The 25,613-nt window shown below is 71.2% G+C and carries 22 protein-coding genes; 10 read left to right on the plus strand and 12 right to left on the minus strand.

Going from position 1 to position 25,613, the window contains the following annotated elements; translation table 11 throughout:
- Positions 1-97: 97 nt before the first annotated feature.
- The 5 genes from ACFYW5_RS03205 to ACFYW5_RS03225 form a co-directional block, all read right to left on the minus strand.
- Entirely contained in the window at positions 98-2,500 is a 2,403-nt protein-coding gene (locus ACFYW5_RS03205; RefSeq protein ID WP_389415207.1) for a galactose oxidase-like domain-containing protein, read from the minus strand.
- Positions 2,497-3,690, minus strand: a complete 1,194-nt coding sequence (locus tag ACFYW5_RS03210; protein WP_389415208.1) for a glycosyltransferase — start codon at positions 3,688-3,690, stop codon at positions 2,497-2,499. Before ACFYW5_RS03210 ends, ACFYW5_RS03205 begins: the two co-directional genes overlap by 4 nt.
- The gene (locus tag ACFYW5_RS03215) at positions 3,687-5,315 is read right to left on the minus strand and encodes an ArnT family glycosyltransferase (RefSeq protein WP_389415209.1); all 1,629 of its coding nucleotides are present in this window, start codon (positions 5,313-5,315) and stop codon (positions 3,687-3,689) included. The genes ACFYW5_RS03210 and ACFYW5_RS03215 overlap by 4 nt, the downstream gene beginning before the upstream one ends.
- Positions 5,312-6,580: a glycosyltransferase gene (locus ACFYW5_RS03220; RefSeq protein WP_389415210.1), complete on the minus strand. Its 1,269-nt coding sequence runs from the start codon at positions 6,578-6,580 to the stop codon at positions 5,312-5,314. The genes ACFYW5_RS03215 and ACFYW5_RS03220 overlap by 4 nt, the downstream gene beginning before the upstream one ends.
- A gap of 201 nt (positions 6,581-6,781) precedes the next feature.
- Positions 6,782-8,812 carry a thioredoxin domain-containing protein gene (locus tag ACFYW5_RS03225; RefSeq protein WP_389415211.1) on the minus strand — a complete coding sequence of 677 codons (2,031 nt, stop codon included), beginning with the start codon at positions 8,810-8,812 and terminating at the stop codon, positions 6,782-6,784.
- A 138-nt stretch (positions 8,813-8,950) separates the two neighbouring features.
- Here ACFYW5_RS03225 and ACFYW5_RS03230 point away from each other — a divergent pair, with 138 nt between their 5' ends.
- Positions 8,951-12,163, plus strand: coding sequence for a tetratricopeptide repeat protein (locus tag ACFYW5_RS03230; RefSeq protein ID WP_389415212.1), 3,213 nt, complete (start codon positions 8,951-8,953; stop codon positions 12,161-12,163).
- A gap of 477 nt (positions 12,164-12,640) precedes the next feature.
- A complete protein-coding gene (locus ACFYW5_RS03235; protein WP_389415213.1) occupies positions 12,641-12,913 on the plus strand; it encodes a hypothetical protein in 273 nt (90 codons plus the stop codon).
- A gap of 2 nt (positions 12,914-12,915) precedes the next feature.
- Here ACFYW5_RS03235 and ACFYW5_RS03240 read toward each other — a convergent pair whose 3' ends face one another.
- Complete coding sequence (locus ACFYW5_RS03240) at positions 12,916-13,149, minus strand: hypothetical protein (RefSeq protein ID WP_389415214.1); 234 nt, start codon at positions 13,147-13,149, stop codon at positions 12,916-12,918.
- Entirely contained in the window at positions 13,142-14,023 is an 882-nt protein-coding gene (gene mca, locus ACFYW5_RS03245) for a mycothiol conjugate amidase Mca (protein ID WP_389415215.1), read from the minus strand. Before mca ends, ACFYW5_RS03240 begins: the two co-directional genes overlap by 8 nt.
- Before the next feature lie 125 nt (positions 14,024-14,148).
- On the opposite strand from mca, the gene ACFYW5_RS03250 reads away from it, so the two are divergent.
- Both ACFYW5_RS03250 and greA read left to right on the plus strand, forming a co-directional pair.
- Positions 14,149-14,547: a DUF4307 domain-containing protein gene (locus ACFYW5_RS03250; RefSeq protein WP_389415216.1), complete on the plus strand. Its 399-nt coding sequence runs from the start codon at positions 14,149-14,151 to the stop codon at positions 14,545-14,547.
- A gap of 193 nt (positions 14,548-14,740) precedes the next feature.
- Positions 14,741-15,241 carry a transcription elongation factor GreA gene (gene greA / locus ACFYW5_RS03255; RefSeq protein ID WP_389415217.1) on the plus strand — a complete coding sequence of 167 codons (501 nt, stop codon included), beginning with the start codon at positions 14,741-14,743 and terminating at the stop codon, positions 15,239-15,241.
- A 63-nt stretch (positions 15,242-15,304) separates the two neighbouring features.
- Here greA and ACFYW5_RS03260 read toward each other — a convergent pair whose 3' ends face one another.
- The 3 genes from ACFYW5_RS03260 to ilvA form a co-directional block, all read right to left on the minus strand.
- Positions 15,305-16,150 (minus strand): ABC transporter permease, encoded by an 846-nt coding sequence (locus ACFYW5_RS03260; protein ID WP_389415218.1) that lies wholly within the window; start codon positions 16,148-16,150, stop codon positions 15,305-15,307.
- Complete coding sequence (locus tag ACFYW5_RS03265; RefSeq protein ID WP_389415219.1) at positions 16,147-17,124, minus strand: ATP-binding cassette domain-containing protein; 978 nt, start codon at positions 17,122-17,124, stop codon at positions 16,147-16,149. Before ACFYW5_RS03265 ends, ACFYW5_RS03260 begins: the two co-directional genes overlap by 4 nt.
- Before the next feature lie 160 nt (positions 17,125-17,284).
- Positions 17,285-18,514, minus strand: coding sequence for a threonine ammonia-lyase (gene ilvA, locus ACFYW5_RS03270; RefSeq protein ID WP_389415220.1), 1,230 nt, complete (start codon positions 18,512-18,514; stop codon positions 17,285-17,287).
- A gap of 162 nt (positions 18,515-18,676) precedes the next feature.
- On the opposite strand from ilvA, the gene ACFYW5_RS03275 reads away from it, so the two are divergent.
- The 3 genes from ACFYW5_RS03275 (at position 18,677) to ACFYW5_RS03285 (ending at position 20,083) form a co-directional block, all read left to right on the plus strand.
- Positions 18,677-19,189, plus strand: coding sequence for a MarR family winged helix-turn-helix transcriptional regulator (locus ACFYW5_RS03275; protein ID WP_250078845.1), 513 nt, complete (start codon positions 18,677-18,679; stop codon positions 19,187-19,189).
- Positions 19,190-19,334: 145 nt separating this feature from the next.
- Positions 19,335-19,838 carry a sigma factor-like helix-turn-helix DNA-binding protein gene (locus tag ACFYW5_RS03280; RefSeq protein WP_389415221.1) on the plus strand — a complete coding sequence of 168 codons (504 nt, stop codon included), beginning with the start codon at positions 19,335-19,337 and terminating at the stop codon, positions 19,836-19,838.
- Positions 19,835-20,083 carry a hypothetical protein gene (locus tag ACFYW5_RS03285; RefSeq protein ID WP_389415222.1) on the plus strand — a complete coding sequence of 83 codons (249 nt, stop codon included), beginning with the start codon at positions 19,835-19,837 and terminating at the stop codon, positions 20,081-20,083. Before ACFYW5_RS03280 ends, ACFYW5_RS03285 begins: the two co-directional genes overlap by 4 nt.
- Before the next feature lie 4 nt (positions 20,084-20,087).
- On the opposite strand, the gene ACFYW5_RS03290 is transcribed toward ACFYW5_RS03285, so the two are convergent.
- The gene (locus ACFYW5_RS03290; RefSeq protein WP_389415223.1) at positions 20,088-21,242 is read right to left on the minus strand and encodes a cystathionine gamma-synthase; all 1,155 of its coding nucleotides are present in this window, start codon (positions 21,240-21,242) and stop codon (positions 20,088-20,090) included.
- Between the two features lie 131 nt (positions 21,243-21,373).
- Here ACFYW5_RS03290 and ACFYW5_RS03295 point away from each other — a divergent pair, with 131 nt between their 5' ends.
- Genes ACFYW5_RS03295 through ACFYW5_RS03305 form a run of 3 tightly spaced genes read left to right on the plus strand, consistent with a single transcriptional unit; the run spans position 21,374 to position 24,445 of the window.
- Positions 21,374-22,492: a hypothetical protein gene (locus ACFYW5_RS03295; RefSeq protein WP_389415224.1), complete on the plus strand. Its 1,119-nt coding sequence runs from the start codon at positions 21,374-21,376 to the stop codon at positions 22,490-22,492.
- Positions 22,493-22,551: 59 nt separating this feature from the next.
- Positions 22,552-23,268, plus strand: coding sequence for a peptide-methionine (S)-S-oxide reductase MsrA (msrA, locus tag ACFYW5_RS03300; RefSeq protein ID WP_389415225.1), 717 nt, complete (start codon positions 22,552-22,554; stop codon positions 23,266-23,268).
- Between the two features lie 58 nt (positions 23,269-23,326).
- Positions 23,327-24,445 (plus strand): AI-2E family transporter, encoded by a 1,119-nt coding sequence (locus ACFYW5_RS03305; RefSeq protein ID WP_389415226.1) that lies wholly within the window; start codon positions 23,327-23,329, stop codon positions 24,443-24,445.
- 94 nt (positions 24,446-24,539) lie between these two features.
- Here ACFYW5_RS03305 and ACFYW5_RS03310 read toward each other — a convergent pair whose 3' ends face one another.
- Positions 24,540-25,583, minus strand: coding sequence for an NAD(P)-dependent alcohol dehydrogenase (locus ACFYW5_RS03310; RefSeq protein ID WP_389415227.1), 1,044 nt, complete (start codon positions 25,581-25,583; stop codon positions 24,540-24,542).
- Positions 25,584-25,613: the final 30 nt, after the last annotated feature.

Consider the following 25,613-nt stretch of genomic DNA (forward strand, 5'->3'; position numbering starts at 1 on the left):
CGCGCACCGCCGTCCGGCGGCTGCGGCGCCGTCTTGGCTCGTCGCGCCCGCGCGGCGGAGCCGCATATCGACACGGCCCCGCGCCCCTGAGCGGTGCCTACCGCATCCTCAGATCCTTCTTGCCGCAGGCTGTTCCGTCCCCGTTGCGGTCCAGCCTCAGCGGGTCGTCCTTGCCGTTCACCTTCAGGCGGCCGTAGTCGTTCCGCTTCAGCCAGTCGCAGCGGGCCTTGGTCGTCGCCTTCACGCCCGGCGGGAAAGCGGTCGGGACGCAGACGTTCGCCGAGCCGTAGTGGCGGTCGCAGCCGGCGACGGTCGGGCTGACCTGCTGCGCGGACCTCTTCTTGCCGGGGCCGGTGACCTTGCCGGACAGGTCGTCGGCGAAGGAGTGGACGTGCGCCGAGGCGTCCGTCGTCTTCAGGGCCGCGGGTCCTTGCAGATGGACCCACTTGGCGACCGACGGGACACCGTTGGCGTCGACCGCGAAGAGCATGTACCAGCCGGGCGGGGCCAGGTTGGGGTTGCTCGTCACGTTCAGGTCGACGGTGTTGCCGTCCACCGAGAGCGGCAGGTCCACGAACCGCTGGTTCGGGTCCGACGAGTGCGTCACCGCCGCCGGACGGATCAGCTCCGCCTTGGCGATGGGCCGGTCCACGGTGATCCGCTGGGTGTCGCCGTAGTTCCACTCGGTGTCGATCACCGAAGTGATCGCCGGGCGCTCGCCCTTGAGGAGATAGGGCGGGGTGTAGATCGACACGTTGTGGTTCCAGGAGCCGTTGCCCGGGTTGTCACCGGTGGTCATCACCCGGCCGTCCGGGAGCAGGAACGCCGAGGCGTGGTAGCCCCGCGCCTCGGGGTCCGCGGCGACCGGGTCGAACGTCTCCGTCGCCGGATCGAAGATCGACGTCTCGTACACGGGGTTGGCCCGGTTGTGCAGGGCGCCGCCCGTCTCCAGCACCTTGCCGTCGGGCAGCAGGACGGCGGAGACGTACATCTTGCCCTGGCCGCCGGTCTGCGCCACGCGCCCGTTGCCGAGGTCGACCGTGCCCTGCGGGATCGGCGGCCCGGCCACGTAGGCCGGGTTCGGCTGCTTGAGGTCGATGATGTCGGTCAGCCGGTTGGCGGCCGGGTTGGACTCGATGTTGCCGCCGCCGAGGGTGAGGACCTTCTGGTCCTGCGCCGGAGGCAGCAGCACGCTCGCCGACTGGTCCCGCTCGTCCTTCCTCTGCAGCCCCGGCACCTGGGTGATTGTGTTCGCGCCGTAGTCGTAGACCGCGGAGCCGGTGCCCGGGATGTTGTTGCCGAAGACATGGCTGCCGGAGTAGAAGAGGCGGCCGTCCTGCATCAGGATCATCGACGGGTACAGACCCCAGTACGACCAGGTCTGGTTGACCTTCCACAGTTCGAGCCACTTCTGCTCGGCCTGCGAGAACACCTCCGCCGTCACCGACCCGGTCGAGTCCTCCTTCAGCCCGCCGAAGGAGATCACGTCGCCGTTGCCGAGGATGGTCGCCGACGGGTACCAGTGGCCGTCGTTCATGTCGTTGGTCCTGGTGTACGTCTCGGTCACGGGGTCGAAGATGTACGAGTCCTTGTACCCCTGGTAGCCGATCGTGCCGTCCGCCGACGGATAGCCCTTGTTGCCGCTCATCACCAGCACCCGCCCGTCCTGGAGCTGGACGTGGCCGGCGCAGAACATGTCCTTCGGGGTGGGGATGATCTTGTAGGTGCCGTTGGCCGGGTCGTACACCGCGGAGGTGAAGGTGCCCGCCTCGAACATCTCCTCGCTGTTGCCGGAGCCCGCGATCAGCAGCACCTTGCCGTTGTGCAGCACGACGGAGTGCATCGAGCGCACCGGGTTCTGCACGGGCAGCACGTCCCAGCGGCCGTTCGCGCACTCCTGGGCGGTGCCCGTGCACTCCGGCGGCGGCGTGACGTCGGGGACCTGGTCCATCGTGTAGTCGTCGGTGGTCGCCGAGCCGGTGCCGTAGACCGAGACGCCCCAGCTGATCCGGTCGGTGCCGGGCGGGACCTCGGGGGTGCGGACGGTGGCCTCGGTCCAGCTCCCGGCCAGGTCCAGCGTCTTGAGGTCGGTCCAGTACTGCCAGCCGGCGGTGGTGTCGTGCCGGAAGAGGGTGAGGTTGGCGTCCGGGGTGGTCGTCTTGTACCAGAGGCCGAGGTCGTACTGCTTGCCCGGCGTCACCGCGGGCGCGCAGTTCGCGGACTCGGTGATCAGCGCCTTGCGGTCGCCCTCGGTCCGGCGGGTCAGCGTCACCTTCATGGCCTTGGAGCCGGAGTGGGCGTCGGCGACGGTCTCGTAGGAGAAGTCGTTGTCGCCCCAGCCGGACTTGGACCAGCAGAACGGCATGTCGCCGGTGCCGGCGGTCTCGAAGCCCGGGTTCTTGATCAGGTTGGCGGCGGCGGCGGGATGGGGTGTGGTCAGCAGCAGCCCGGCGGTGAGGGTGCCCACCGCGAACAGGGCGGTTCTCCGTCGGTGTCTCATGCGGTGCTCCTTGCTGTGCGGCTCCCGTGCGGCTCCCCGCCGGCGTTCCTGCGGGGCAGGTAGACCAGCGCCTCGGTGGCGGCGAAGCGCAGGACGAAGGTGGTGACCAGGGCGAGCGCGGTCGCCGACAGGGCGCCCATCCCGAACTCGGCCACGAACAGCGCGATCAGCGGGATGCGCAGCACCAGATCGGCGTTGGCGAGCAGCGCGAACCGGCCGGTGCGGTCCCACCAGCGCCGGTGCCGCCGTCGGTCACGGAACAGCAGGTGTTCGATGAGCAGGAAGTTCCAGGCCACGCCGAACTGGTTGGCGACGATCTCGGCGGGCAGGTAGTGCATGCCGAAGCCGGTGAGGATCCACAGGGCGAGCAGGTTCGGCACGAACCCGGAGGCGCCGATCAGGCCGAAGCCGACCATGCGGGCGGCCGGGGACGCGGTGCGCAGTCCGGTCAGGTGACGCAGGAAGCGCAGCCCCTCCTGGGCACTCGACTTGGACTCGCCCGCGAACCGGTCCTGGAAGACGAACGGCACCTCGGCGACCTGGCGCGGGCGGCTGCGCACGGCGAGTTCGAGGAGGATCTTGTAGCCGAGCGGTTTGAGGACCTCGGCGGTCACGGCCTGGCGGCGGATCGCGAAGAACCCGCTCATCGGGTCGCTGATGCCGTGCAGCCGGCGCGGGAACAGCGACTTGGTGAGCCAGGTGGCGCCGCGGGAGACGGCGACCCGGTAGCTCCCGGCGAGCCCGGCCCTGCTGCCGCCCTTGATGTACCGCGAGGCGACGACGAGTGCGGCGCCGGTCCGCTCACCGGTGGCCACCAGCTCCGGGACCAGCGAGGGCGGATGCTGGCAGTCGCCGTCCATCACGACGATCCAGTCCGAGGTGGCCGCCTTGAGCCCCTCCACGACGGCGCCGCCGAGCCCGCCGACGGGGTCGTCCCGGTGGATCACGGCCACCGGGAAGGGGCAGTCCTGCGCCGCCTCCGTGATCACCTCGGGGGTGTCGTCGGTGGAGTCGTCCACGAAGACGACCTCGCAGGGCAGCCGGGCGGGCACCGACTCGGTGATCAGGCGCAGCAGCCGGCGGATGTTCGCGGACTCGTTGAAGGTCGGGACGACGATGGTGACGGCGCCGGGCTCGGGGACCTCGGCCGCCTGAAGATCCGGGATCGGGGTGGTGTATTCCTGGCTCATCGGACGCCGCCTCCCGCGGTCTGGATCTGCCGGATCTCGATGCGGTCCGCGCCCTTGCCGAAGACGGCGACGGGCCTGGAGTGCTCCATGGCCGCCTTCACGTTCGGCAGGTCGGCCGCGTCGCGCCGTACGGTCGGGGAGGCGACGACGTAGTCGATGTCGCGCCAGCCGCGGGGCATGGTCTCGGTGACGGCGGGGTCGAGGTCGGCCTTGTAGAACCAGATGACGCCGTCGCCGGGCCGGTACCCGGCGTGCACCAGGTCCAGCCAGAGCGCGTCGTCGACCAGGACGCGGGTGTCCTTGGGGTTCTCCACCTCGGTGCTGAGCCACTGGGAGGCGGCCCGGTAGGGGGCGTTGGCGTCGGCGGTGACGGCGGTGCGGCCGCCCTCGTACCAGCGCGGGACGACATAGGCACCGGCGCCGATCGCCAGGACGGCCACCAGGGTGTACCGGCCCGCCGGGTGCAGCCGTCCCTTGCGCAGGACGGCGTGGGCGACCGACGCGGTGCCGCCGGCGAGGACGAGGGCGAGGAACGGCAGCGCCTGGATGATGTACATCGCGGGCAGATAGCCGCTCGGGCGCATCGCGACCAGGGCGAGGATCGCCACGGCGGCACAGGGGCCGGCGAGCGCGCGGGCGGTGACCGACCAGCGCCAGGTGGCGAGCAGCAGCAGGGCGCCCGCGAGACCGCCGAGGGGCAGGACCCGGTCGTAGTAGAGCCACGACTGCAGGACGCCGTACGAACCGGAGCCCTGGTCGAGGATGAAGCCGGAACCGGGCCTGGTCATCTGGTACTTGACGCCGTCCCACAGCGACACGTGCCCGGCGCCGGGGAACAACTCCCCCTTGAGCAGAGCGAACAGGGGGTACGACAGACCGATCAGGACGCAGGCGGTGATCGCGCCGGTCACCGCGAACTTGCGGGTGTCGCGGTGGCTGTGCCGCCACATGGTGACGAGGATCGCCGGGAGGACGAACAGCATCGTCTCCTTGGTCAGCACCGCGGTGGCGGCGGCGATGCCCGCGCCGAAGTGGTGCCAGAGGTGCCGGCTCGGCGAGGCGGCGAGGGTGAACGCCAGCAGCGTCCACATCACGGCGAGGTTGTCCAGGAAGATCTCGCGCTGGAGGATCACCGAGAGCGGCGAGAGCCCGAACAGGACCATGCCGAGCCCGGCGGCCCAGCGCGGCAGCGACAGCCGCCGCCCGAGCACGTACACCAGGACCGCGCTGATCCCGCTGACGACCAGCATGACCGCGCGCATCGAGCCGACGGTCATCGAGTCGGGGCTGATCAGCGAGGGTATCCAGGTCAGCGCGGCGATCTGGATCCAGCCGAACGGCGGGTGGTCGTACCAGTAGGTGTAGTGGGCGAGCCCCTTGCCCTCCTGGACCGCCCAGGCCTGGGCGAGGTAGGTGCCCTCGTCGTCGCTGAGCGTGGGGTAGTCGGCGATGTTCCAGCCCTGCACGACGAGGATCGCCGCGAGCAGCACGGCACACAGGACGAGGTCGGGTCGAGAGGTACGCAGCTTCTTCGGCGGGGTCGTTCGACCGGTCGAACGGAACTCCGGCGCAGGCTGCCGCTGCGCGGGGACCTCGGTGGTCACCGCGGGAAGGGTGGAGGTCACGCAGGAACGTCCTCTCGGATCACTTCGGCCGGGTGGAGATGTGCGCCGACATGGGACGTCAACTCCCAGTCGTTACGGCCGCGTTGCTCGCGCCAGACGGCACGGATCGCGGCTCCGGCGAGCAGCACCTGGTAGAAGGGACCGCCGACGATGAGCTTCAGGTAGTGCACGAACCGGACGCGCAGCCCGTACTGCTTGCCGAAGTCGTGCAGTCCGACGACCTCGAAGACGAAGGTGACGAGCGCGGTGACGGCCGGCAGGAAGGTGATGAAGGCGATGGCCACCGGCACGTCGAGGAAGAGGGCGATGGCCACGTTGAGCGGGATGATCACGCCGGTGAAGGCCTGGAGGAACGGCGTGGTGAGGGTGTAGCGGGCCAGCAACCGCTGCCCGAAGGTGGGCAGTTGCTTCCAGTCCTTCTTCCGGTAGACCTGGAGGAAGCCCTGGTTCCAGCGGGTGCGCTGCTTGAGCAGCGACATCAGGCTGCCGGGCGTCTCCTCCTTGGTCACCATGTCGGAGTCGTAGGCGACGACGACCTTCTTGCCGATGCTGGACAGCCGCACCCCGAGGTCGCAGTCCTCGGCGAGGCAGTCGGGGTCCCAGCCGTCGGCCGCCCTGAGCACGTCCGTGCGGACGAACACGGTGTTGCCGCCGAGCGGGATGAACCCCTTCTGCGCGTGCAGGTGCAGCCGGGAGCGGAACCAGAAGAAGTACTCCAGGCAGTTGCGCAGGCTGTACCAGCTGGAGTGGAAGTTGATCAGCTGGACCCCGCCCTGGACGACGTCGGCGCCGGTGGAGCGGAAGGCGTGGTCGACGTGGGCGAGCAGCTCCGGATGGACCTGGTCCTCGGCGTCGAAGACCCCGACGACATCGCCGCGGCAGTACGGCAGCGCCGTGTTCATGGCCTTCGGCTTGTTCTTCTTCTCGTGGGTGTCGACGACCACCCGGACCCGCGGGTCGCGTGCGGCGGCCCGCTCGGCGACCTGTGTGGTCTCCGGGTCGTCGTGGCCGACGATGACGATGATCTCGAAGTCGGTGTGGCTCGACTCCAGCAGCCGCTGGATGGTGTGGTCGAGCACGGCCTGTTCGTGGCGGGCCGGCAGCAGCAGCGAGAACGACAGATGCTCGCCGCCGTCCGGTCTGCTGAACCGGGTGGAGGCGAGCACCTCGGGCGTACGCCAGGCGTGCATCTGCCACCACAGGGTGAACGCCGCCATCCAGAACAGGGCCAGTGAAACGACAGCGATGAAGACAGACGTGAGCAACAGATCCCCCCAGATCCCCAAACCCCCTGTCGCGACGGCCAGTCACAGCCGTCGCGCCACTGTGCAGAGATTAGGGGGGAACCGTGAAGCGCGGGAGCTGTTCCGATAAATAGCGTGTTTCGGAACGGGGCGGCGAAGAGCGGGATCTAACCGAACACACGCCCCATTTGGACAGTGCGGGACCCTCCCCGACCGCTGTTCTCAGCCGTTCAGCGCCTCACGCAGCCGCTCCGGGTCGGTCGTCGGGGCGTCACAGGTGAAATTACGGCAGACGTACGCCGCCGGTTCACCGCCGACCAGCGGCCGCCCCGCGAGCAACGGCAGCTCGTCGCTCTCCGGAGCGCCCACGGCGACCACCGCACCGGGCGCGGTGCCCAGCAGGGCCGTGCGGTGCAGGGTCCGGGTCGCCGGGTCGTCGAGCGAGGGGCCCACGACCGCGATCTCGCGCGGCCCGTCCAGCCGGGCCTCGGCGGCGGCGAGCCCCCAGCCGATGAACCGTGGCACCCGCGGCCCGAGCGCCTTCACCACGCCCAGCGCCCGTTCCGCGGCGCTGCGATGCGGCTCGGAACCGGTCTGGGCGGCATAGCTCAGCAGGGCGTTCGCGGCAGCCGTCCAGCCGGAGGGGGCGGCGTTGTCGGTCGGGTCCTGCGGGCGGCGGATCAGCCGCTCGGCGTCCACGGCCGTGTCGTACAGGGCACCCAACTCCGCGTCGACGAACCGGGTGAGGACATGGTCGAGCAGGAACCCGGCGAACTCCAGCCACACCCCCTCCCCGGTGACGGACGCGAGCGCGAGGAACCCCTCGGCCACGTCGGCGTAGTCCTCCAGCACCCCCGCGTTCGCCCCGACCTGCCCGTCCTTGCTGGTACGGGCGAGCTGCGCGTGCTCGTCCAGATGCAGGCGTACGAGGAGATCGGCGGCGCACACCGCGGCCTCGACGAGGTCGGGGCGGTCGAAGTAGGCGCCGGTCTCGGCCAGCGCGGCGATGGCGAGCCCGTTCCAGGCGGCGACGACCTTGTCGTCCCGGCCGGGGGCGGGCCGCCCGGCGCGCGCGGCGAGCAGGCGCGCGCGGACCCCGGCGACCTTCTCGGCGTCGAACACGCCCTCCTGCTGCGGGAGTTGCAGCACGGAGGAGCCCTCCTCGAAGGTGCCCTCCTCGGTGACGCCGAAGTACTGGGCGGCGAGTTCCGCGTCCTCGCCCAGCACCTCGCGCAGCTGCTGCGGGGTCCAGACGTAGTAGGCGCCCTCGACGTGCTTGCCGGTGCCGTCGTCGCTGTCGGCGTCGAGCGCGGAGGCGAACCCGCCCTCGGCGGTGCGCAGTTCGCCGACCATGAAGTCGGCGGTCTCCAGCGCCACCCGCCGGGCGAGCCCGGAGCCGGTGGACCGCCACAGGTGGGCGTAGACCCGGCACAGCAGGGCGTTGTCGTACAGCATCTTCTCGAAGTGCGGCACGGTCCACTCCCGGTCCACGGAGTACCGGGAGAAGCCGCCGCCGAGCTGGTCGTAGATGCCGCCCCGGGCCATCCGCTCGCAGGTGTCGGCGGCCATCTGCAGGGCGCCCTCGGAGCCGGTGCGGGCGTGGTGGCGCAACAGGAACTCCACGACCATGGACGGCGGGAACTTCGGCGCTCCCCCGAACCCGCCGCGCACCTGGTCGTACTCCCGGGTGAGCCCGAGCAGCGCCCCCGCAAGCTCCTCCTCGCCGGGCGCCAGGGAGTCGCCGTAGGAGATCTCCCGTCCGGCCAGATCGCGCACGATCTTCCCGGCGACCTCGGTGACCTCGTCCCGCCGTCCGGTCCAGGCCTGCTGGACGCCCTCCAGGACCTGCCGGAAGGAGGGCATGCCGTGGCGGGGGGCGGGCGGGAAGTAGGTGCCGAAGTAGAAGGGCTCGGCGTCGGGCGTGAGGAAGACGGTCATGGGCCAGCCGCCCTGCCCGGTGGCGGCCTGCACGGCCTCCATGTAGACGGCGTCCACGTCGGGGCGTTCCTCGCGGTCGACCTTGACGTTGACGAAGTGCTCGTTCAGGTACGCGGCCGTCGCCTCGTCCTCGAAGGACTCGTGCGCCATGACATGGCACCAGTGACAGCTGGAGTATCCGACGCTGAGCAGCACCGGTTTGCCGCTCCGGCGCGCCTCCTCGAACGCCTGGTCCGACCAGGGCCACCAGTCGACGGGGTTGTCGGCGTGCTGGAGCAGGTAGGGGGACGTCTCATGGGCCAGTCGGTTCGGCATGGGATCCATCCTGCCGCAGTACCCCGGCGAGCGCCGGACAGCACACCCCACAAGCCCGATCTTGCCGCCCCCTCCCCAGGGCGTCCCGTCCGCAGCACACTTGACCAAGGAAGCGTTGCCGCCGGAGGGGGACCTGACATGCGGGACAGCCATCGGACGGAGGCCGAGCGGCTGTTGGCTCGGGCTGTGGAGGAGGAGGTGCGGCGCTCGGGCGGACGCACCGACGGGGCGGTGCTGCTGTCCCGGGCGCGGGGCGCGCTGGACGCCATGGCCCAGTCGGCGGCCGAGGAGTACGAGGCGTACTGCCGCGCGCTGGACGAGGCGGAGGCCGGCCGGCTCACCTTCGGCCAGCGCTACGCCCGCGAGGGCGGCGGCACTCCGCTGCTGGTGGCGGGCGTGGCGGGGATCGCCGCCGTCCTCGCCGACCTGGCGCTCGGCACCGGTGCCGGGACCGCGGTGGGCGCGGGCGTGACCGTGGGGGTGGTGGGCGCCGCGACGACGGTGGTGAAGGTGGCCGGGGTGCATCTGCCGGCCGCGCACCACCGGGCGGGGGCGGCCGGGCAGCCCGGCGGGGTCGAGCAGCTGCGGCTGCAGTGGCTGACCGCGCTGGAGGTACGCGGGATCCGGCCCTTCCTCGACCAGCAGCGGATGCTGAGCGCGTCGACGGGGCCCAAGCAGCAGGGCCCGCGGTTGCGCGGCACCGACAAGAGCGCGGCGGCCCGGGGGCGGAAGGTGCTGGAGCAGTCCTTCGGACAACTCCCCGAGCCGGAGGAGCCGTTCGCGGGGCGGCGCCCGGAGCTGGGGCGGATCCGGCAGTGGGTGCAGGCGGCCCGGGCGAGCACGGAGACCCGTCCGACGGTGGTCGTGCTGCACGGGACGCCCGGCAGCGGCCGTACGACCCTGGCGGTGCGGGCGGCGCACGATCTGCGGGACCAGTTCCGCGGGGCGTGCGTGGTCGATCTGCGCGGCGGCACGGCGGAGGAGCCGCCGCTGTCCACCCGGGACGCCCTGCTGCATCTGCTGAACCGGCTGGGCGCGCCGCGCGAGCAGCTGCTGTTCCGTGAGCGCTCCTCCCCCGACCAGCAGGTCAAGCGGCTGAGCGAGCTGTACCACCAGCATCTGACCGGGCTGCCGGTCACGGTGGTCCTGGACGACGCCTCGGACCCGGAGCAGGTGCGCACCCTGCTGCCCGAGCGCTCCGACAGCCTGGTCCTGGTGACGGCCCGCGAAGCCCTCGACCTGCCCGGTGACCTGCCGGCGTGGGTGCATCACCTGCGGGTGGAGCCGTTGGCGGCGGCGGGCGCGGAGGAGCTGCTGACGGCGGTGGCACAGGACGCCACGGGCCCCTACGACGCCGAATCCACCGACCGGATCCGTGAGTTGTGCGGCGGTCTGCCGCTGGCGCTGCGCATCGCGGGCTCCTCGCTGGGCCCGCGGTCACCCCGCCGGCTCGCCACCGACCTGGCCGCGTACGGGCCGGTGGATCCGGTCGAGAGAGTGCTGTGGCTGCGCTACAGCGACCAGTCGGAACCGGCCCGCCGTCTGCTGCGCCGGCTGGCGCTGGCCGGACGGGCCTCGCTGGGCACGGCGGCGGCCGCCGCGCTGCTGGCGACGGACGAGCCGGAGGCGGCCCGCCAGCTGACCGCCCTGTCCGGGGCGGGCCTGCTCGACCACGTCCGCGGCAACCGCTACCGCCTGCACGACCTGGTCCGCGCCTTCGCCCACGCCCGCCTCCTGGACGAGGAGGAACCGGCGGAGCGCGCCGCCGCGCAGGAGCGGCTGATCGTCAACTACGCCGACCTCGCCGACTCGGTGCTGCGCCTGGTCGACGGCAACGTGTCCACCCGTTCCGACCGGTTCAGCCCGCACGGTTTCACCTCCCTGGACGAGGCCCTGCGCTGGCTGGACGACGAGTCCAGCTTCATAACCTCGGCGCTGCGGCACGCGGACGGCGTCAACCAGGCGGCGGTCCTGGAACTGCTCGGCGCCCTGTGCGACTACTGCCTGCTGCGCGGCGACCTGTACCGCCTGGGCGAGATCAGCGACCTGGCGCAGGCGGTGGACCAGGGCCTGCTGCTGCGCTCGGTGCAGTGGCGTACCGGCATCGCCGCACGCCAGCTCGGTGAACTGGACCGGGCGAGGACGACGCTGGCGTCGGTGGTGGACCTGTACATGGAGGCCCACCACGACGCGGGCGCGGCCCGGGCCCTGTGCTCGCTGGGCATCACGCTGCACCACCAGGGACAGCTGACGGAGGCGGCGAAGAAGCTGCGCGAGGCGCTGGATCTGCAGGATCCGCCCCAGCTGGCCACGGACCGGGCCTGGACGATGCACGCGCTGGCGGCGGTGCAGCGGGACCGGGCCCATCTGTCGGAGGCGCTGGACCTGCTGAACCGCTCGCTGGAGCTGCACCGGGCGGGAGAGTCGGTGCACGGCGAGGCGTGGGCGCACTTCCAGCTGGGCCAGCTGGGCCTGCGGATGGGGGACGTCCCGCGGGCGGAGCGGGAACTGCGCACCGCGCTCGACCTGTACGGCCGTACCCGCGACGTACGGGGCGAGGCGTGGGCGCTGACCCAGCTGGCCCGGGCCCGGCTGGTGGCCGGTGATCATTCCGCGGCGGTGGACGGCCTGCGCCAGGCGGCGTCCCGGCACCGCGACAACGAGGACGCGCGCGGTGAGGCGTGGACGGTCTACTACCTGGGCCAGGCGCTGGAGGAGACCGGCACCCTGGACCAGGCGGTCCGCGAACTGGAGCGCTCCCGCACGATGTTCTCCCGGATGCGGGACGTGTACGGCCTGGCGTGCGCCCGCCACCACTCGGCGCGGGCGACGCGCGATCTGCGGGCGGCGCAGACCGGTTCCCTGCGCAACTCCGGCTTCGCGCGCCAGCTGCTGGTCGACGCGCGGGCCGACTTCCAGCGCATCGGCGTCGCGCACGGCGAGGCGTGGACCTGTCTGGAGCTGGCGGTGGTGGACGCCGGCAACTCCCGTACCCAGCAGGCACTGTCGCTGTGCGACGAGGCGGTGGGCCTGTTCACCTCCTACGGCGACCGCCGGGGCGAGGACTGGGCCCGCTTCCTGCGCTGCACCCTGCTGCCGTATGCGGCGCCCGGCGGGGTGGAGGTCGGTACGGCGGTGGCCCAGGAGGAGCTGGCGCAGCTGGCGCAGCTGGCCCGGAGCGGTCATCCGGTGCGGGACGAGAAGCTGGAGGAGTACGTCGGCGCGTATCAGCTGCTGCTGGAGCGGGGCGTGAACCTGGAGGCGGGCTGGCAGGCCTGGCGGCTGGGCATGGTGCCGAGCCGGCATGCCCGGGAGGTCATGGGGGTGGCGGTGGTGACCGCGGGGCGGTGATCCGGCGGTTTCGCCGGCGGGCGGGGGCGGGGCTGGGAACGTGGTCGGGTTGCCGGGTAGGGGGTTCGGGGGTGAACCGGTGGGGCGTGACCTGCGCGGTCCGACGGGGCCGCCGGACGAAGATCGGTTCGTGGGACGGGAGCGGGAGATCGCCGCGCTTCTCAGCGGGCTGCCCCCGAGCCTCAGCGACTGGACGCGGGGGCCGTACCTGGTCGTCCTGCACGGGCCGGGCGGTGTGGGCAAGTCCGCCCTCGCGGGTCAACCGGTGCGGCGGTACGGCCACGAGCTCAGGGCCCTGACCGCAACGGATCCCCTCCCGGTGCACTGGCTCTCCCTCGGCGGTGCGTTGGACACGGAGGGCACGTCTGCCGCGCGGCCTCTGCTCGAGAGGTCACGGCGCTGTTCCGGGTTGATGGTGATCGCCACCTCACGCGAGAAACGCGGCTGGAAGGACGCCGACCAACTGCACGAGGTGCGGTGTCGAGCTCTTCTCGCGGTTCTCCAAGGGCTCCTTCGACGTCCCACCAGCCGCGCGGACTGCCACCGCTCGTACGCCTCGCCGGCGCGCTCGGCATCCGGATGCGCGGCCCCGCCGAGCCGTACCCGCACGACGTCCTCGACCACCGGTTCGTCAGCGTCGACGCCTCGGACGTGTTCGTCCGCCGCCGCGGCTGGTCGGGCGCCCACTCCGACCATGTACGGCCGGAGTCGGCGCATCTCCTGCTGTCACTGGCCGACCACGCGTGGTGAGCTCAGCCCTTCTCGGCGTCCCCGGGGGTGTCCGCCTTCGGGTCCGGGGCCTCCGTGAAGGCCACCTTGCCCATGTGCTTGTTCATCGACTTCATCAGGCCCCACACGGCCAGTGCCATCACCGCGAAGACGATGAAGCCGAGGACACCGGGGGTGACCTTGTCCTCGTCGACCTCCTTGGCGAGGGTGGCCAGCTGGGTCATTGCCAGGCTTGCGCTTGCGCTCATGTCAGGCATTGTCGCGGACGCCCGCGAAGAGGTCGTCCTCGGGGAGGGAGGTATCGACGAGGGACTTCGCCAGCTCGTACTCCTCCGTCGGCCAGACCTCCTTCTGGAGCTCCATGGGCACCCGGAACCAGCCTCCGTCGGGGTCGATCTGCGTGCGGTGCGCGATCAGGGCCTTGTCGCGGATCTCGTAGAACTCGGCGCAGGGGATGTGCGTGGTCAGCGTGCGCTCGGTGCGCTGGAACTCGTCCCAGCGCTTGAGCCAGTCCCCGTACGGCGACTCCATGCCCCGGTCCAGCAGCGCCTGGTGCAGCGCCTCGGTGCGGGGGCGGTTGAAGCCCTGGTTGTAGTAGAGCTTGACCGGCTGGTACGCCGGGCCGAACTCGTCCTCCGGGTACTTCTCGGTGTCCGCCGCGCCCTCGAACGCCACCATCGAGATCTTGTGGGTCATGATGTGGTCGGGGTGCGGGTAGCCGCCGTTCTCGTCGTAGGTGGTGATCACCTGCGGGCGGAAGGAGCGGATCTTGCGGACCAGCTCACCGGCCGCCTCGTCGACGTCCTCCAGGGCGAAACAGCCCTCGGGCAGCGGCGGCAGCGGGTCGCCCTCGGGCAGGCCGGAGTCGACGAAACCGAGCCACTCCTGCTTGACGCCGAGGATCTCGCGGGCCTCGTCCATCTCCTTCCTGCGTACCTCGTGGATGTTCTCCTCGATGTACCGGTCGCCCTGGAGCTTGGGGTTCAGGATGGAGCCGCGCTCCCCGCCCGTGCAGGTCACGACCAGCACGTCCACCCCCTCGGACACGTACTTCGCCATGGTGGCCGCGCCCTTGCTCGACTCGTCGTCGGGGTGGGCGTGGACGGCCATCAGTCGCAGCTGGTCAGTCAAGACTCAATCCTCGTCGGTCGGCGCACCCGGATGAACGGGCGCAAACGGCGGCTTCTATAGTGACCGAATCGGGGGCCGAATAATTCCGGGGCCTGCTCCACCGCCCGCCCCGCGAGAGGACGATCATGACCACGGCGAGCACACGACCGCCCGAGGGCCGGTACGGACGCTCCTCGGACGAGCGCGCCGACCACCGGCTCAAGCTCGCCGCCGCCGTCCTCGGAACCCTGCTCGTGGTGGTCGTGGGCTACTTCGGCTACCACTACGTCGGCCAGAACAAGATCAGCGCCGAGGTCATCGAGTACGACTTCACGAAGACCTCGGTCAAGGTGCATCTGGAGGTCCGCAAGGACGCCGGCGCCTCCGGGTACTGCACGATCCGCTCGCAGGCGGAGAACGGCGCCGAGGTCGGCCGGGCGGACTTCCGCTTCGACGGTGACGCCACGCGGATCGACGAGGTCGTCACGTTGCGTACGACGTCCAAGGGCACCACGGCCGAGCTGCTCGGCTGTCACGCGGACTGACCCGGCCCGCCCGGGCCCGGAGCGGGTTCGCCCGCAATACGTAGGCGCTGACCTGCGTTGACGTAATTCTGGCGGCTTATGTCCTCCCCCTGACGCCCTGGAATTGTTAGGCTCGTGGTTTCGCCCTTCCGTGAAGGAACATTCTTCTGGGTAGGGCGATGCTTTGTATTCCCAGTACCGACGAGGAGCACCTGTGACCCAGACCAGCGAGTCCGTCACCTGGCTGACCCAGGAGGCGTACAACAAGCTCAAGGACGAGCTTGCGTACCTTACTGGTCCTGCGCGCACGGAGATCGCCGCCAAGATCGCGGCCGCGCGCGAGGAGGGCGACCTGCGCGAGAACGGCGGGTACCACGCGGCCAAGGAGGAGCAGGGCAAGCAGGAGCTCCGTGTGCGCCAGCTGACCCAGCTTCTCGAGAACGCCCAGGTCGGCGAGGCGCCGACCTCGGCGGAGGGCGAGGTCGCGCCCGGCATGGTCGTGACGATCGCCTTCGACGGTGACGAGGACGACACCCTGTCCTTCCTGCTCGCCTCGCGTGAGTACGCGAGCTCCGACATCGAGACCTACTCCCCGCAGTCCCCGCTGGGCTCCGGCGTGATGGGCCACAAGGTCGGCGAGGACGCGGAGTACGAGCTGCCGAACGGCAAGAAGGCCTCGGTGCGGATCCTGAAGGCCGAGCCCTACAGCGGCTGACCCCGGCCCCCGGCCGTACGCCCTTGACCCGCCCCCGGCGTCCCTGTGACGCCGGGGGCGTCGTCATGCCGCCGCGGAGCGGTACTTGCGGACCGCCAGCGTCCGGAACAGCGCGATGATCAGGACCGAGTAGATCAGCGACGCCCACACCGGATGTTGCATGGGCCAGGCGTCGGAGGGCGAGACCCCGGGGTTGCCGAAGAGCTCGCGGCACGCCTGCACCGTGGCGCTGAAGGGGTTCCAGTCGGCGACGTGCTGGAGCCAGGGGGTCATCCGGCTGGAGTCCACGAACGCGTTCGAGATGAACGTGACCGGGAACAGCCAGATCAGTCCGCCCGAGGTGGCGGCCTCCGGAGTCCGCACCGACAGGCCGATCAGCGCTCCGACCCAGGTGAACGCATAGCCGAGCAGAAGCAGCAGGCCGAAGGCGCCGAGCACCTCGCCGAAGCTGGTGTGCGTACGCCAGCCGACCAGCAGCGCGACCATGGCCAGTACGAACAGCGTGAGCGCCGTCTGCACCAGGTCGGCCAGGGTGCGGCCGGTGAGCACCGCGCCCCGCGCCATCGGCAGGGACCGGAAGCGGTCGATGAGGCCCTTGTGCATGTCGTCGGCGATGCCCGCCCCGGCGCCGGCGGTGGCGAAGGTGACGGTCTGCGCGAAGATGCCGGCCATCAGGAACTCGCGGTAGACGGAGGACTCCGTGGTGCCGCCGATGTTCATGGAGCCGCCGAAGACGTAGCTGAACAGCACCACGAACATGATCGGCTGGATCAGTCCGAAGATGACCATCTCCGGGATCCGGGACATGCGGATGAGGTTCCGCTTGGCCACGACCAGGGAGTCCCGGACGGACTGGACGAGCGGGTGGGCGGGGGCCGTGACCGGCACGGCGTCGGTGACGGCGCTCACTTGGCTGCCTCCTTGTCGGATTCCTTGTCCCTGACCTCGGCGGCGTGGCCGGTCAGGGACATGAAGACGTCGTCGAGGGTCGGGCGGCGCAGCCCGATGTCGTCGATCTCGATCCCTCGGCTGTCCAGCTCGCGGATGACCTCGGCGAGGAGCTTCGCGCCGCCGGTCACCGGAACGGTGAGCTTGCGCATGTGGTCCTCGACGGTGGTCTCGCCCTTGCCGAAGCCGCTGAGCACCTCGGAGGCGGACTGCATGTGCTCGCGCTCGTGCACCACGACCTCGACGCGCTCGCCGCCGGTGCGGGCCTTGAGCTGGTCCGAGGTGCCCTGGGCGATGACCCGGCCGTGGTCGACCACGGCGATGTCATGGGCGAGGTGGTCGGCCTCCTCCAGGTACTGGGTGGTCAGCAGCAGGGTGGTGCCGCCGGAGACGAGCCGCTTGATGACGTCCCACAGCAGTTGGCGGTTGCGCGGGTCGAGGCCGGTGGTCGGCTCGTCCATGAACATCACGGGCGGGGAGACCACCAGGGCGGCCGCGAGGTCGAGGCGGCGGCGCATCCCGCCCGAGTAAGTCTTGGTCGGGCGGTCCGCGGCGTCGGCGAGGTCGAACTGCTCCAGCAGCTCGGCCGCGCGGGCCTTCGCCGCCTTCGCCCGCATCTGATAGAGCTGGCCGACCATCTGGAGGTTCTCGCGGCCGGTGAGGTATTCGTCGACCGCCGCGAACTGGCCGGAGAGGCCGATGGAACGGCGCACGGCGTCGGGGTGCTTGAGCACGTCGATACCGGCGACGACGGCCTTGCCGCTGTCGGGGCGCAGCAGGGTCGTCAGACAGCGGACGGTGGTGGTCTTGCCCGCGCCGTTCGGCCCGAGCAGGCCGAGGACGGTGCCCTCCGGGACATCGAGGTCGACACCGTCCAGTGCCTTTACGTCGCCGAAGGTCTTGACCAGACCTTCGGCATGGATGGCGCCTGGCATATCAGTCTCCACGTCGTCGGGGATGGTTCGGTAGGCCTGAGGTGTGGCACGACACACACCATAACGCGATGTATCGCGTCTCTCAACGGAATTACTCGAACGAGTGACCAAGGGGCCTCTGACCTGGGCCGATGCCCTCAGCCGATGCCCTCTGCCGTCCTCAGGCGATGACCGTGTAACCGGCCTCGCGCAGGGCCTGGCCGACCTCGGCGCAGTGCGTCGGCCCCTTCGTCTCCAGGTGCAGCTCGACCTCCGCCTCCGTGAGCCCGAGCCGGGGATCGGTCCGTACATGGCTCACGTCGAGGACGTTAGCGTCCACCACTGACAACACCCCGAGGAGCGTGGCGAGGGCGCCCGGCCGGTCCGTGAGACGCAGCCGTACGGCCAGGTAGCGGCCCTGCGCCGCCATGCCGTGCCGCAGCACCCGCTGCATCAGCACCGGGTCGACGTTGCCGCCCGACAGCACCGCCACCACCGGGCCCTCGAAGGCGCCGGGGTCGCTCAGCAGCGCCGCGACCGGGCTCGCCCCGGCCGGTTCCACCACCAGCTTGGCCCGCTCCAGGCAGAGCAGCAGGGCGGTGGACAGCTCGTCCTCGGTGACCGTGCGGACCTCGTCCACCAGATCGCCGATGATCCGGAACGGCACGTCGCCGGGTCGCCCCACCTTGATGCCGTCGGCCATCGTCGCCGGGTTGTGCACCGACACCGGACGCCCGGCCGCCAGCGAGGGCGGGTAGGCCGCCGCGCCCACCGCCTGCACGCCCACGATCCGCACGTCCGGCCGGATCGCCTTCACCGCGACGGCGATCCCGGCCGCGAGCCCGCCGCCGCCGATGCCGACGACGATCGTGCGCACCTCCGGGCACTGCTCCAGGATCTCCAGGCCGACCGTGCCCTGGCCCGCGATGATGTCGGCGTGGTCGAAGGGGTGGATGAACACCGCGCCGGTCTCGGCCGCGTACTCCTGGGCGGCGGCCAGCGTCTCGTCGACCACCTGGCCGTGCAGGCGCACCTCGGCGCCGTAGTCCCGGGTGGCGCTGATCTTCGGCAGCGGGGCACCGTGCGGCATGAACACCGTGGAGCCCACCCCGAGCAGGGCGGAGGCGAGCGCGACGCCCTGCGCGTGGTTGCCGGCGCTCGCCGCGACCACCCCCGCGGCCCGCTCCTCGGGCAGCAGCCCGGCGATCCGGACGTAGGCGCCGCGCAGCTTGAACGAACCCGTCCGCTGGAGGTTCTCGCACTTGAAGTGCACCGGCGCGCCCACGAGCTGGGACAGGTGCCGGCTGCCCTCCATCGCGGTCACCCGAGCCACGCCCGTGAGCATCTTCTGGGCGCCGCGCACGTCGTCGAGCGTGACCGGCGGCAGCGGGTCGGCCTTGCGGTAGCTCATGACTCAAGTCTCGCAGTTCACACGTGCGGACTCCCGCCGTGACCATCCACCGAGACTGGTTTGCGCAGCGCCGGTACGGCCCGCGCCCCATCCGCGTAACCTGTCCCCCAACCCAGCACCCCTTCATGAAGTGAGCCCCCGGCCATGCCCACAACACCTGAAATGTCGATGGACATGTCGACCGTCGGTGACACCGGTCTCCTCGACACGCTGCAGCACGAGGTGGCGGTGTTCGCCCGCCGTGCCGAACAGACCCGGCTCGGTGGGGTCGGGCAGGTGCGCAACTCCATGGACCGCGCCGCATACCTGCTGCTCAACCGCCTCGACAAGGAAGGCCCCATGGGGGTCAAGGCGCTCGCCGCGAGCATGGGGATCGACTCGTCGACGGTCACCCGGCAGGTGGCCCCGCTCGTCGACACCGGGCTCGTCAAGCGCACCTCGCACCCCGAGGACGGGCGGGCCGTGGTGCTGCAGCTCTCCCCGCGCGGGCAGTCCCGGCTCGAGGAAGTGCGCTCCTCCCGGCGTCAGTTGATGGCCGAGCTGACACACGACTGGGCGCCGGAGGAGCGCGAGGCGTTCTGCACGCTCCTGACGCGCTTCAACAGCGCGCTGTCCGCCCGGATGGCGGCACACGGCATGCCGGGCGCCGAGCCGGCCCCGGCCTCGGCGTCCTAGGAGCTTCCGGGTCCGCGCACACACGTGCCGCCCGGCTCTTGACCCCGGGCCGCCCCTGGCCTCATATGAAACCGGGTCCTCTTCGTACGCCCGTACGTGGCCGGGATCCGCTCACTCAGGGGGTCGCCCTCAGGCGGGAGGCGCGGTGCGAGAACGGCATGCGTTCCAAGGCGTCCGCCGGGTCCGGGAGTTCGAGGCGTTCGTCGCGGGCGCGGCGGGCCGGCTGTTGCACACCGCCACTCTGCTCACGGCGGAGGCACCGGCCGACAACCCGCGCGCGCGGCGCCTGCTGACGCTCGCCCTCGCCCATACGTACGCCGGCTGGGACCGGCTGCGCGGGGAGGATCCCTACGACCACGCCCGGCAGTATCTGGCCACCCGCTTCGCGCGCGGGGCCTGGCATCAGCACGGCGGTCCCGGCCGGGCCCGCCCGCACCCGGACAGCCCGCTGGCCGTGCTCGGCCCGCAGGAACGCCTGATCCTCGTCATACGGCTGTACGAGGGGGTCGCCGAGGAACAGACGGCGGCGCTGCTCGGTCTGCCCCTGGAACGGGTGCGGACGATCTGCGACCGGGCGACGGCGACCCTGCTGCACCCGCCGCGTGGGCCCGCGCCCGCGGCCGTACCGGCGGGAGCCGCGGCGTCATGAACCGCAACGAACGGCAGGCCGCGGCACGGCGGATCATGGAGCGCACTCCGCCCGTGGTACCGCCCGGCCTGTGCGCGGACGCCGTGCGGCGCGGCGGGCGGATGCTGCGGCGGCGCAGGGCGGCCCTGCGGCTGATGTGGCTGCTGATGTTCGCCGCGTCGGTGGCGTTCCTGGTGTGGGCCCTGCTGGCCCGTCCCTGGGTGGAGCCGCCGTCGGAGGTGACTCCACCGCTCACGGGCTGGTGAAGGACTAGCCGAGCGCCTGCTGGAGGTCCTCCAGGAGGTCCTCCACGTTCTCGATGCCCACGGACAGGCGGACCAGGTCGGCCGGGACCTCCAGGGCGGAGCCGGCCGCGGAGGCGTGGGTCATCCGGCCCGGGTGCTCGATCAGCGACTCGACACCGCCGAGGGACTCGCCGAGGGTGAACACCCGGGCGCGGTTGCAGACCTCGACGGCCGCCTCCTCGCCGCCGGCCACGCGGAAGGAGATCATGCCGCCGAACGCCCGCATCTGCTTGGCGGCGATCTCGTGGCCGGGGTGCTCGGGCAGGCCCGGGTAGAGCACGTCCGTCACGCGCGCGTGCCGGGAGAGCATGTCGGCGACCTTGGTGGCGTTCTCGCTGTGCCGGTCCATGCGCACCGACAGCGTCTTGGTGCCGCGCAGCACCAGCCAGGAGTCGAAGGGACCGGCGACGGCGCCCATCGCGTTCTGGTGGAAGGCCAGCTCCTCGCCCAGCGTCTCGTCGCTGACGACCAGCGCACCGCCGACGACGTCGGAGTGGCCGCCCATGTACTTGGTCAGGGAGTGCACCACGACGTCGGCGCCGAGCGACAGCGGCTGCTGGAGGTAGGGCGTGGCGAAGGTGTTGTCGACGACGAGCCGCGCGCCGGCGTCCCGGGCGACCTGGGCGACCGCGGCGATGTCGGTGATGCCGAGCAGCGGGTTGGAGGGGGTCTCCACCCACACGGCCCGGGTCCTCGGGGTGATGGCGGCCCGTACGGCGGCGGGATCGCTGGTGTCGGCGACCGACCACTCCACGCCCCAGCGGGCGACGACCTTCGCGAACAGGCGGAAGGTGCCGCCGTAGGCGTCGTTGGGGATGACCACGTGGTCGCCGGGGCTGAGCAGCGTGCGCAGCAGACAGTCCTCGGCCGCCAGGCCGGACGCGAACGCGAGCCCGCGACGGCCGCCCTCCAGGGCCGCGAGGTTCTCCTCCAGGGCGGTCCTGGTGGGGTTGGCGCTCCGGCTGTACTCATAGCCGCCGCGCAGGCCGCCGACGCCGTCCTGCTTGTAGGTCGAGACCTGATAGATCGGCGGGACGACCGCGCCGGTGAGGGGGTCCGCCGTGTTGCCCGCGTGGATGGCGAGCGTCTCGAAGTGCTGACTGATGTGCCTGTCGCTCATGAGTCACGAGCGTAGTGCTCCGACGGCGCTGATGACGGGCCGAGGAGTGGACGGAGGAGGCGACCGGGGAGTTTTCCACAGGCCGCGGCCCGGGTTGGCCAATTGTCAGTGCGGTCTGGAACCCTTGGGCCATGGAGATTCTCTGGGTTCTGGTGGCGCTGGTCATGATCGGCTTCGTGGTGCTGCCGTTCATGCGGCGCCGGCGGGGCATGATCGAGCAGGTCCCGCCCGGCCACCCGGACGCCGCGGACCCGGCGAACTACGGGTTCGTACGGCAGGAGGAGCTGGACGTCCGGATGCCCGGGCCCGATCAGGACCTGCTGGACGTGCTGGACCTGGTGCAGCGCACGCAGGACCACCGGGCGGCCGCGCAGCTGCTCGCGGGCACCGAGACGGAGGGCGAGCTGCGCTGGCAGCGGGTGCAGGCCTTCGCGGGCGCCGCCTCGCTTGAGCTCCAGCAACGGCCCGGCGGGGTCAGTGACACGCCCGGCGGGCAGTGGCTGCGGGTGTGGCGGGCCGAGCAGGCCAAGGACGCGGGCGGCGCGGCGGTGCACGCGGAGTTCCTGGTGCAGCAGGCGTGGCGCACCGCGGCGCCCGGCACGGACGAGTTCCGGATCATCATGGAGGAGGCGCGGGCGGCCTGCGGCGATGCGGCACTGCTGGCTCCCGGCGACCCGATCCCGTACATCGTCGAGCTGTCGGTGGCCCGGGGACTGGCCTACTCGCAGCCGGAGTTCGAGCAGCTGTGGCTGAAGATCCTGGACCGCGCGCCGACCCACATGGGCGCGCACCTGGCCGCGCTGCACTACTGGTGCGAGAAGTGGCACGGCTCGCGTGAGCAGGCGTACGGCTTCGCGGAGGCCGCGGCGGCCCGGGCGCCGCGGGGCTCGCTGCTCGCGGCGATGCCGCTGTTCGCCGTCTTCGAGCATCTGCCCGAGGTCAACCTGGTCAGCGGCTTCTACCAGAGCGAAGTGGTGACCAAGGCGATGCACGGCGCGCTGCACGCGGTGCACTCGGCGCGCCCCGACGACCCGATGCTGGCGCATGTACGCCATCTGCTGGTGTTCTTCCTGGTCCGCGCCGAGCGCTGGGCGGAGGCCATGAACCAGCTGGTCCACGTCGACGGCCATGTCGGCGCCCTGCCCTGGACGCTCTCCCCGGACCCGGCCGCCGAGTTCGCGGTGTACCGGGCACTGGCGGTCGCCGGCTACGAGGCCAACGGCGGCAGCCCGGCGACGCTGCCGCACTGAGGAATGCCCGGGGTCGCGGCCCTGTTGAACCGAGCGAACCCCGTGGGATTGGAGACCGCATGTTCCTGAACAGCCGTTCGCCTCAGCTGCCGACCCCCGAGCAGGCGCTGGGCGGCCGTCCCGAGCCGGCGTTCACCGTCCCCGACCGCCACACCGTCCTCGGCAACCCGCTGCTCGGCCCCTACCCCGAGGGCCTGGAGGTCGCCGACTTCGCCCTGGGCTGCTTCTGGGGCGCCGAGCGCAAGTTCTGGCAGCTCCCCGCGGGCGTGTGGACCACTCTCGTCGGCTACCAGGGCGGCTACACCGAGCACCCCACCTACGAAGAGGTCTGCTCGGGCCTGACCGGCCACACGGAGGTCGTCCGCGTGGTGTTCGACCCGAAGGCGGTCTCGTACGGCGAGCTGCTGAAGACGTTCTGGGAGTCCCACGACCCGACCCAGGGCTTCCGGCAGGGCAATGACGTGGGCACCCAGTACCGCTCGGCGATCTACACCCACACCCCCGGCCAGGCGGCAGCGGCGGAGTCCTCCCGCGCGGCCTACCAGCAGGTCCTCACCGGCTCCGGCTACGGCACGATCACCACGGAGATCCTTCCGGCCGAGGGCCGCGCCTTCTACCCGGCGGAGGGCTACCACCAGCAGTACCTCGACAAGAACCCGGGCGGCTACTGCGGCATCGGCGGGACCGGGGTGAAGCTGAGCGCCCCGTTCGAGACGAACTGGGGGGCGTCCTGCCCGACGGGCCTGGTCGCGGCTCCGGAAGCGACGACCGAGTAGCCGTCCAGCAAGTTACCAGTGGTGCCCATGGGGCATGAGTCCCCATAGGGTGCCCTGCGTGACTGCCACATTGAGTTCCACGAAGGTCCGGGCCGCGCTGCGCACATCAGCGCGGACCTCCGGAGAGTTGCTCCTCATACTCCTCATGCTCGCGGTGAGCCTGTGGCTCCTGGGCCGGATGTGGTCGATCGTCTGGCCGCTCGTGATCGGCCTGCTGCTGACCACCCTGACCTGGCCGCCGATGCGTTTCCTGCTCCGTCGCGGGTGGTCGCCCGCGCTCGCCGCGTCGGTCGTGACGGTGCTGTTCCTGCTGGTCGCCGCGGGCATCGTGGCGCTGATCGCGGTGCCGGTCGCCTCCCAGTCCGGGGAACTGAGCGACGGTGTGATCAAGGGTGTGCAGGAATTGCGCGAGTGGGCGGCCGGGCCGCCGCTGAACATCGACGACGCACAGATCAACAAGGCCTTCGACAGCGCGGTCTCCCGCGCCCAGGACGGTCTGGGCAGCATCACCGGCGCGGTCGTCACGGGTGTGAGCACCGTGCTGAACGGCCTGGTCACCGGCGTCCTGGCGCTCTTCCTGATGTTCTTCTTCCTCAAGGACGGCCCGCGGTTCCTGCCGTGGCTCGCCCGTCAGCTGCCCGGCCGGCTCGCCACCGACGTCCCGACCGTGGCCGCGCGCGGCTGGGACACCCTGGGCTCGTTCGTGCGTTCCCAGGCGGCCGTCGGCCTGCTCGACGCCGTCCTGATCGGCCTGGGCCTGTGGATCCTGGACGTGCCCCTGGTGCTTCCGCTGGCGGTGCTGACCTTCGTCTCTGCGTTCGTGCCGATCATCGGTGCCCTGTTCGCCGGTTTCGTCGCGGTGCTCATCGCGCTGGTCTCCAACGGGCTGACGGACGCGCTGCTCGTGCTGGCCATCATCGTGGTGGTGCAGCAGCTCGAGGGCAACGTGTTCCAGCCCATGATCCAGAGCCGCGGGCTCGGCCTCCACGCGGCCGTGATCCTGCTGGCGGTGACCTTGGGCGGCAGCCTGGCCGGCATCGTGGGCAGTCTGCTCGCGGTACCGGTCGCCGCGCTGATCGCGGTGGCCTGGGACTACCTGCGCGAGCAGCTCTCCGAGCCGTCGTCCGAGGACCCGGGCACCGGCACGGCGGACACCGGCGCCCCCGTCCCGTCCTAGCGTGACCGCTGGTCCGACCGGGACACTCCGGGACCGCCGCTCGCGGCCCCGGAGTCTGTGGCGCGGCCGCCGGTGAGGCCCGCGGCCGGGGCCGTCAGATCGTCGCGGTGTCGATCACGAAGCGGTACCGGACGTCGCTCGCCAGTACCCGCTCGTACGCCTCGTTGATCTCGCTCGCGGCGATCAGCTCGATCTCCGCGCCCAGGCCGTGCTCGGCGCAGAAGTCCAGCATCTCCTGGGTCTCCCGGATGCCCCCGATGCTGGACCCGGCGAGGGACTTACGGCCCATGATCACCGAGAACAGGTTGAGCGCGACGGGCTCCTCGGGCGCGCCGACGTTCACGAAGGCGCCGTCCGTCCTGAGCAGCGAGAGGAACTGGTCCAGGTTCAGCGGGGCCGAGACCGTGGACACGATGATGTCGAAGCTGCCCCGGAGCTCCTCGAAGGTCTTCGGGTCGCTGGTGGCGTAGTAGTGGTCCGCGCCCAGCCGCAGCCCGTCCTCCTTCTTGCGCAGGGACTGTGACAGGACCGTCACCTCGGCACCGAGCGCGTGCGCGATCTTGACGGCCATGTGACCGAGGCCGCCCATGCCGAGGACCGCGACCTTCTTGCCGGGGCCGGCGTTCCAGTGCTTGAGCGGGGAGTACGTGGTGATGCCCGCGCACAGCAGCGGCGCGGCCACGTCGAGGGACAGACCGTCCGGGATGCGGACGGTGTAGTTCTCGTCCACGACGATCTGCCGGGAGTAGCCGCCGTAGGTGGGCTCCCCGTTCTTGTCGAGGGCGTTGTACGTGCCGATCATGCCGCCGCCGGTGCAGTACTGCTCATGACCGGCCTTGCAGTTGTCGCACTCACGGCAGGAGTCGACCATGCAGCCGACGCCCACGCGGTCGCCGACGGCGAACTTGGTGACGCCGGATCCGACCTCGGTGACCACGCCCGCGATCTCATGGCCGGGCACCATCGGGAAGATGGCCTCACCCCAGCCCTCGCGGGCCTGGTGGATGTCCGAGTGGCAGATACCGGCGAACTTGATGTCGATCAGCACATCGAACTCGCCGACGGCGCGCCGCTCGATGGTGGTGCGCTCGAGCGGGGCCTTGGCAGAGGGGGCGGCGTACGCGGCGACAGTGGTCATGGGAGTGGATCTCCTAGGGGTTGCACGCCC

The sequence above is a fragment of the Streptomyces sp. NPDC002779 genome (assembly GCF_042888685.1).
In the GTDB taxonomy this organism is placed as follows: domain Bacteria; phylum Actinomycetota; class Actinomycetes; order Streptomycetales; family Streptomycetaceae; genus Streptomyces.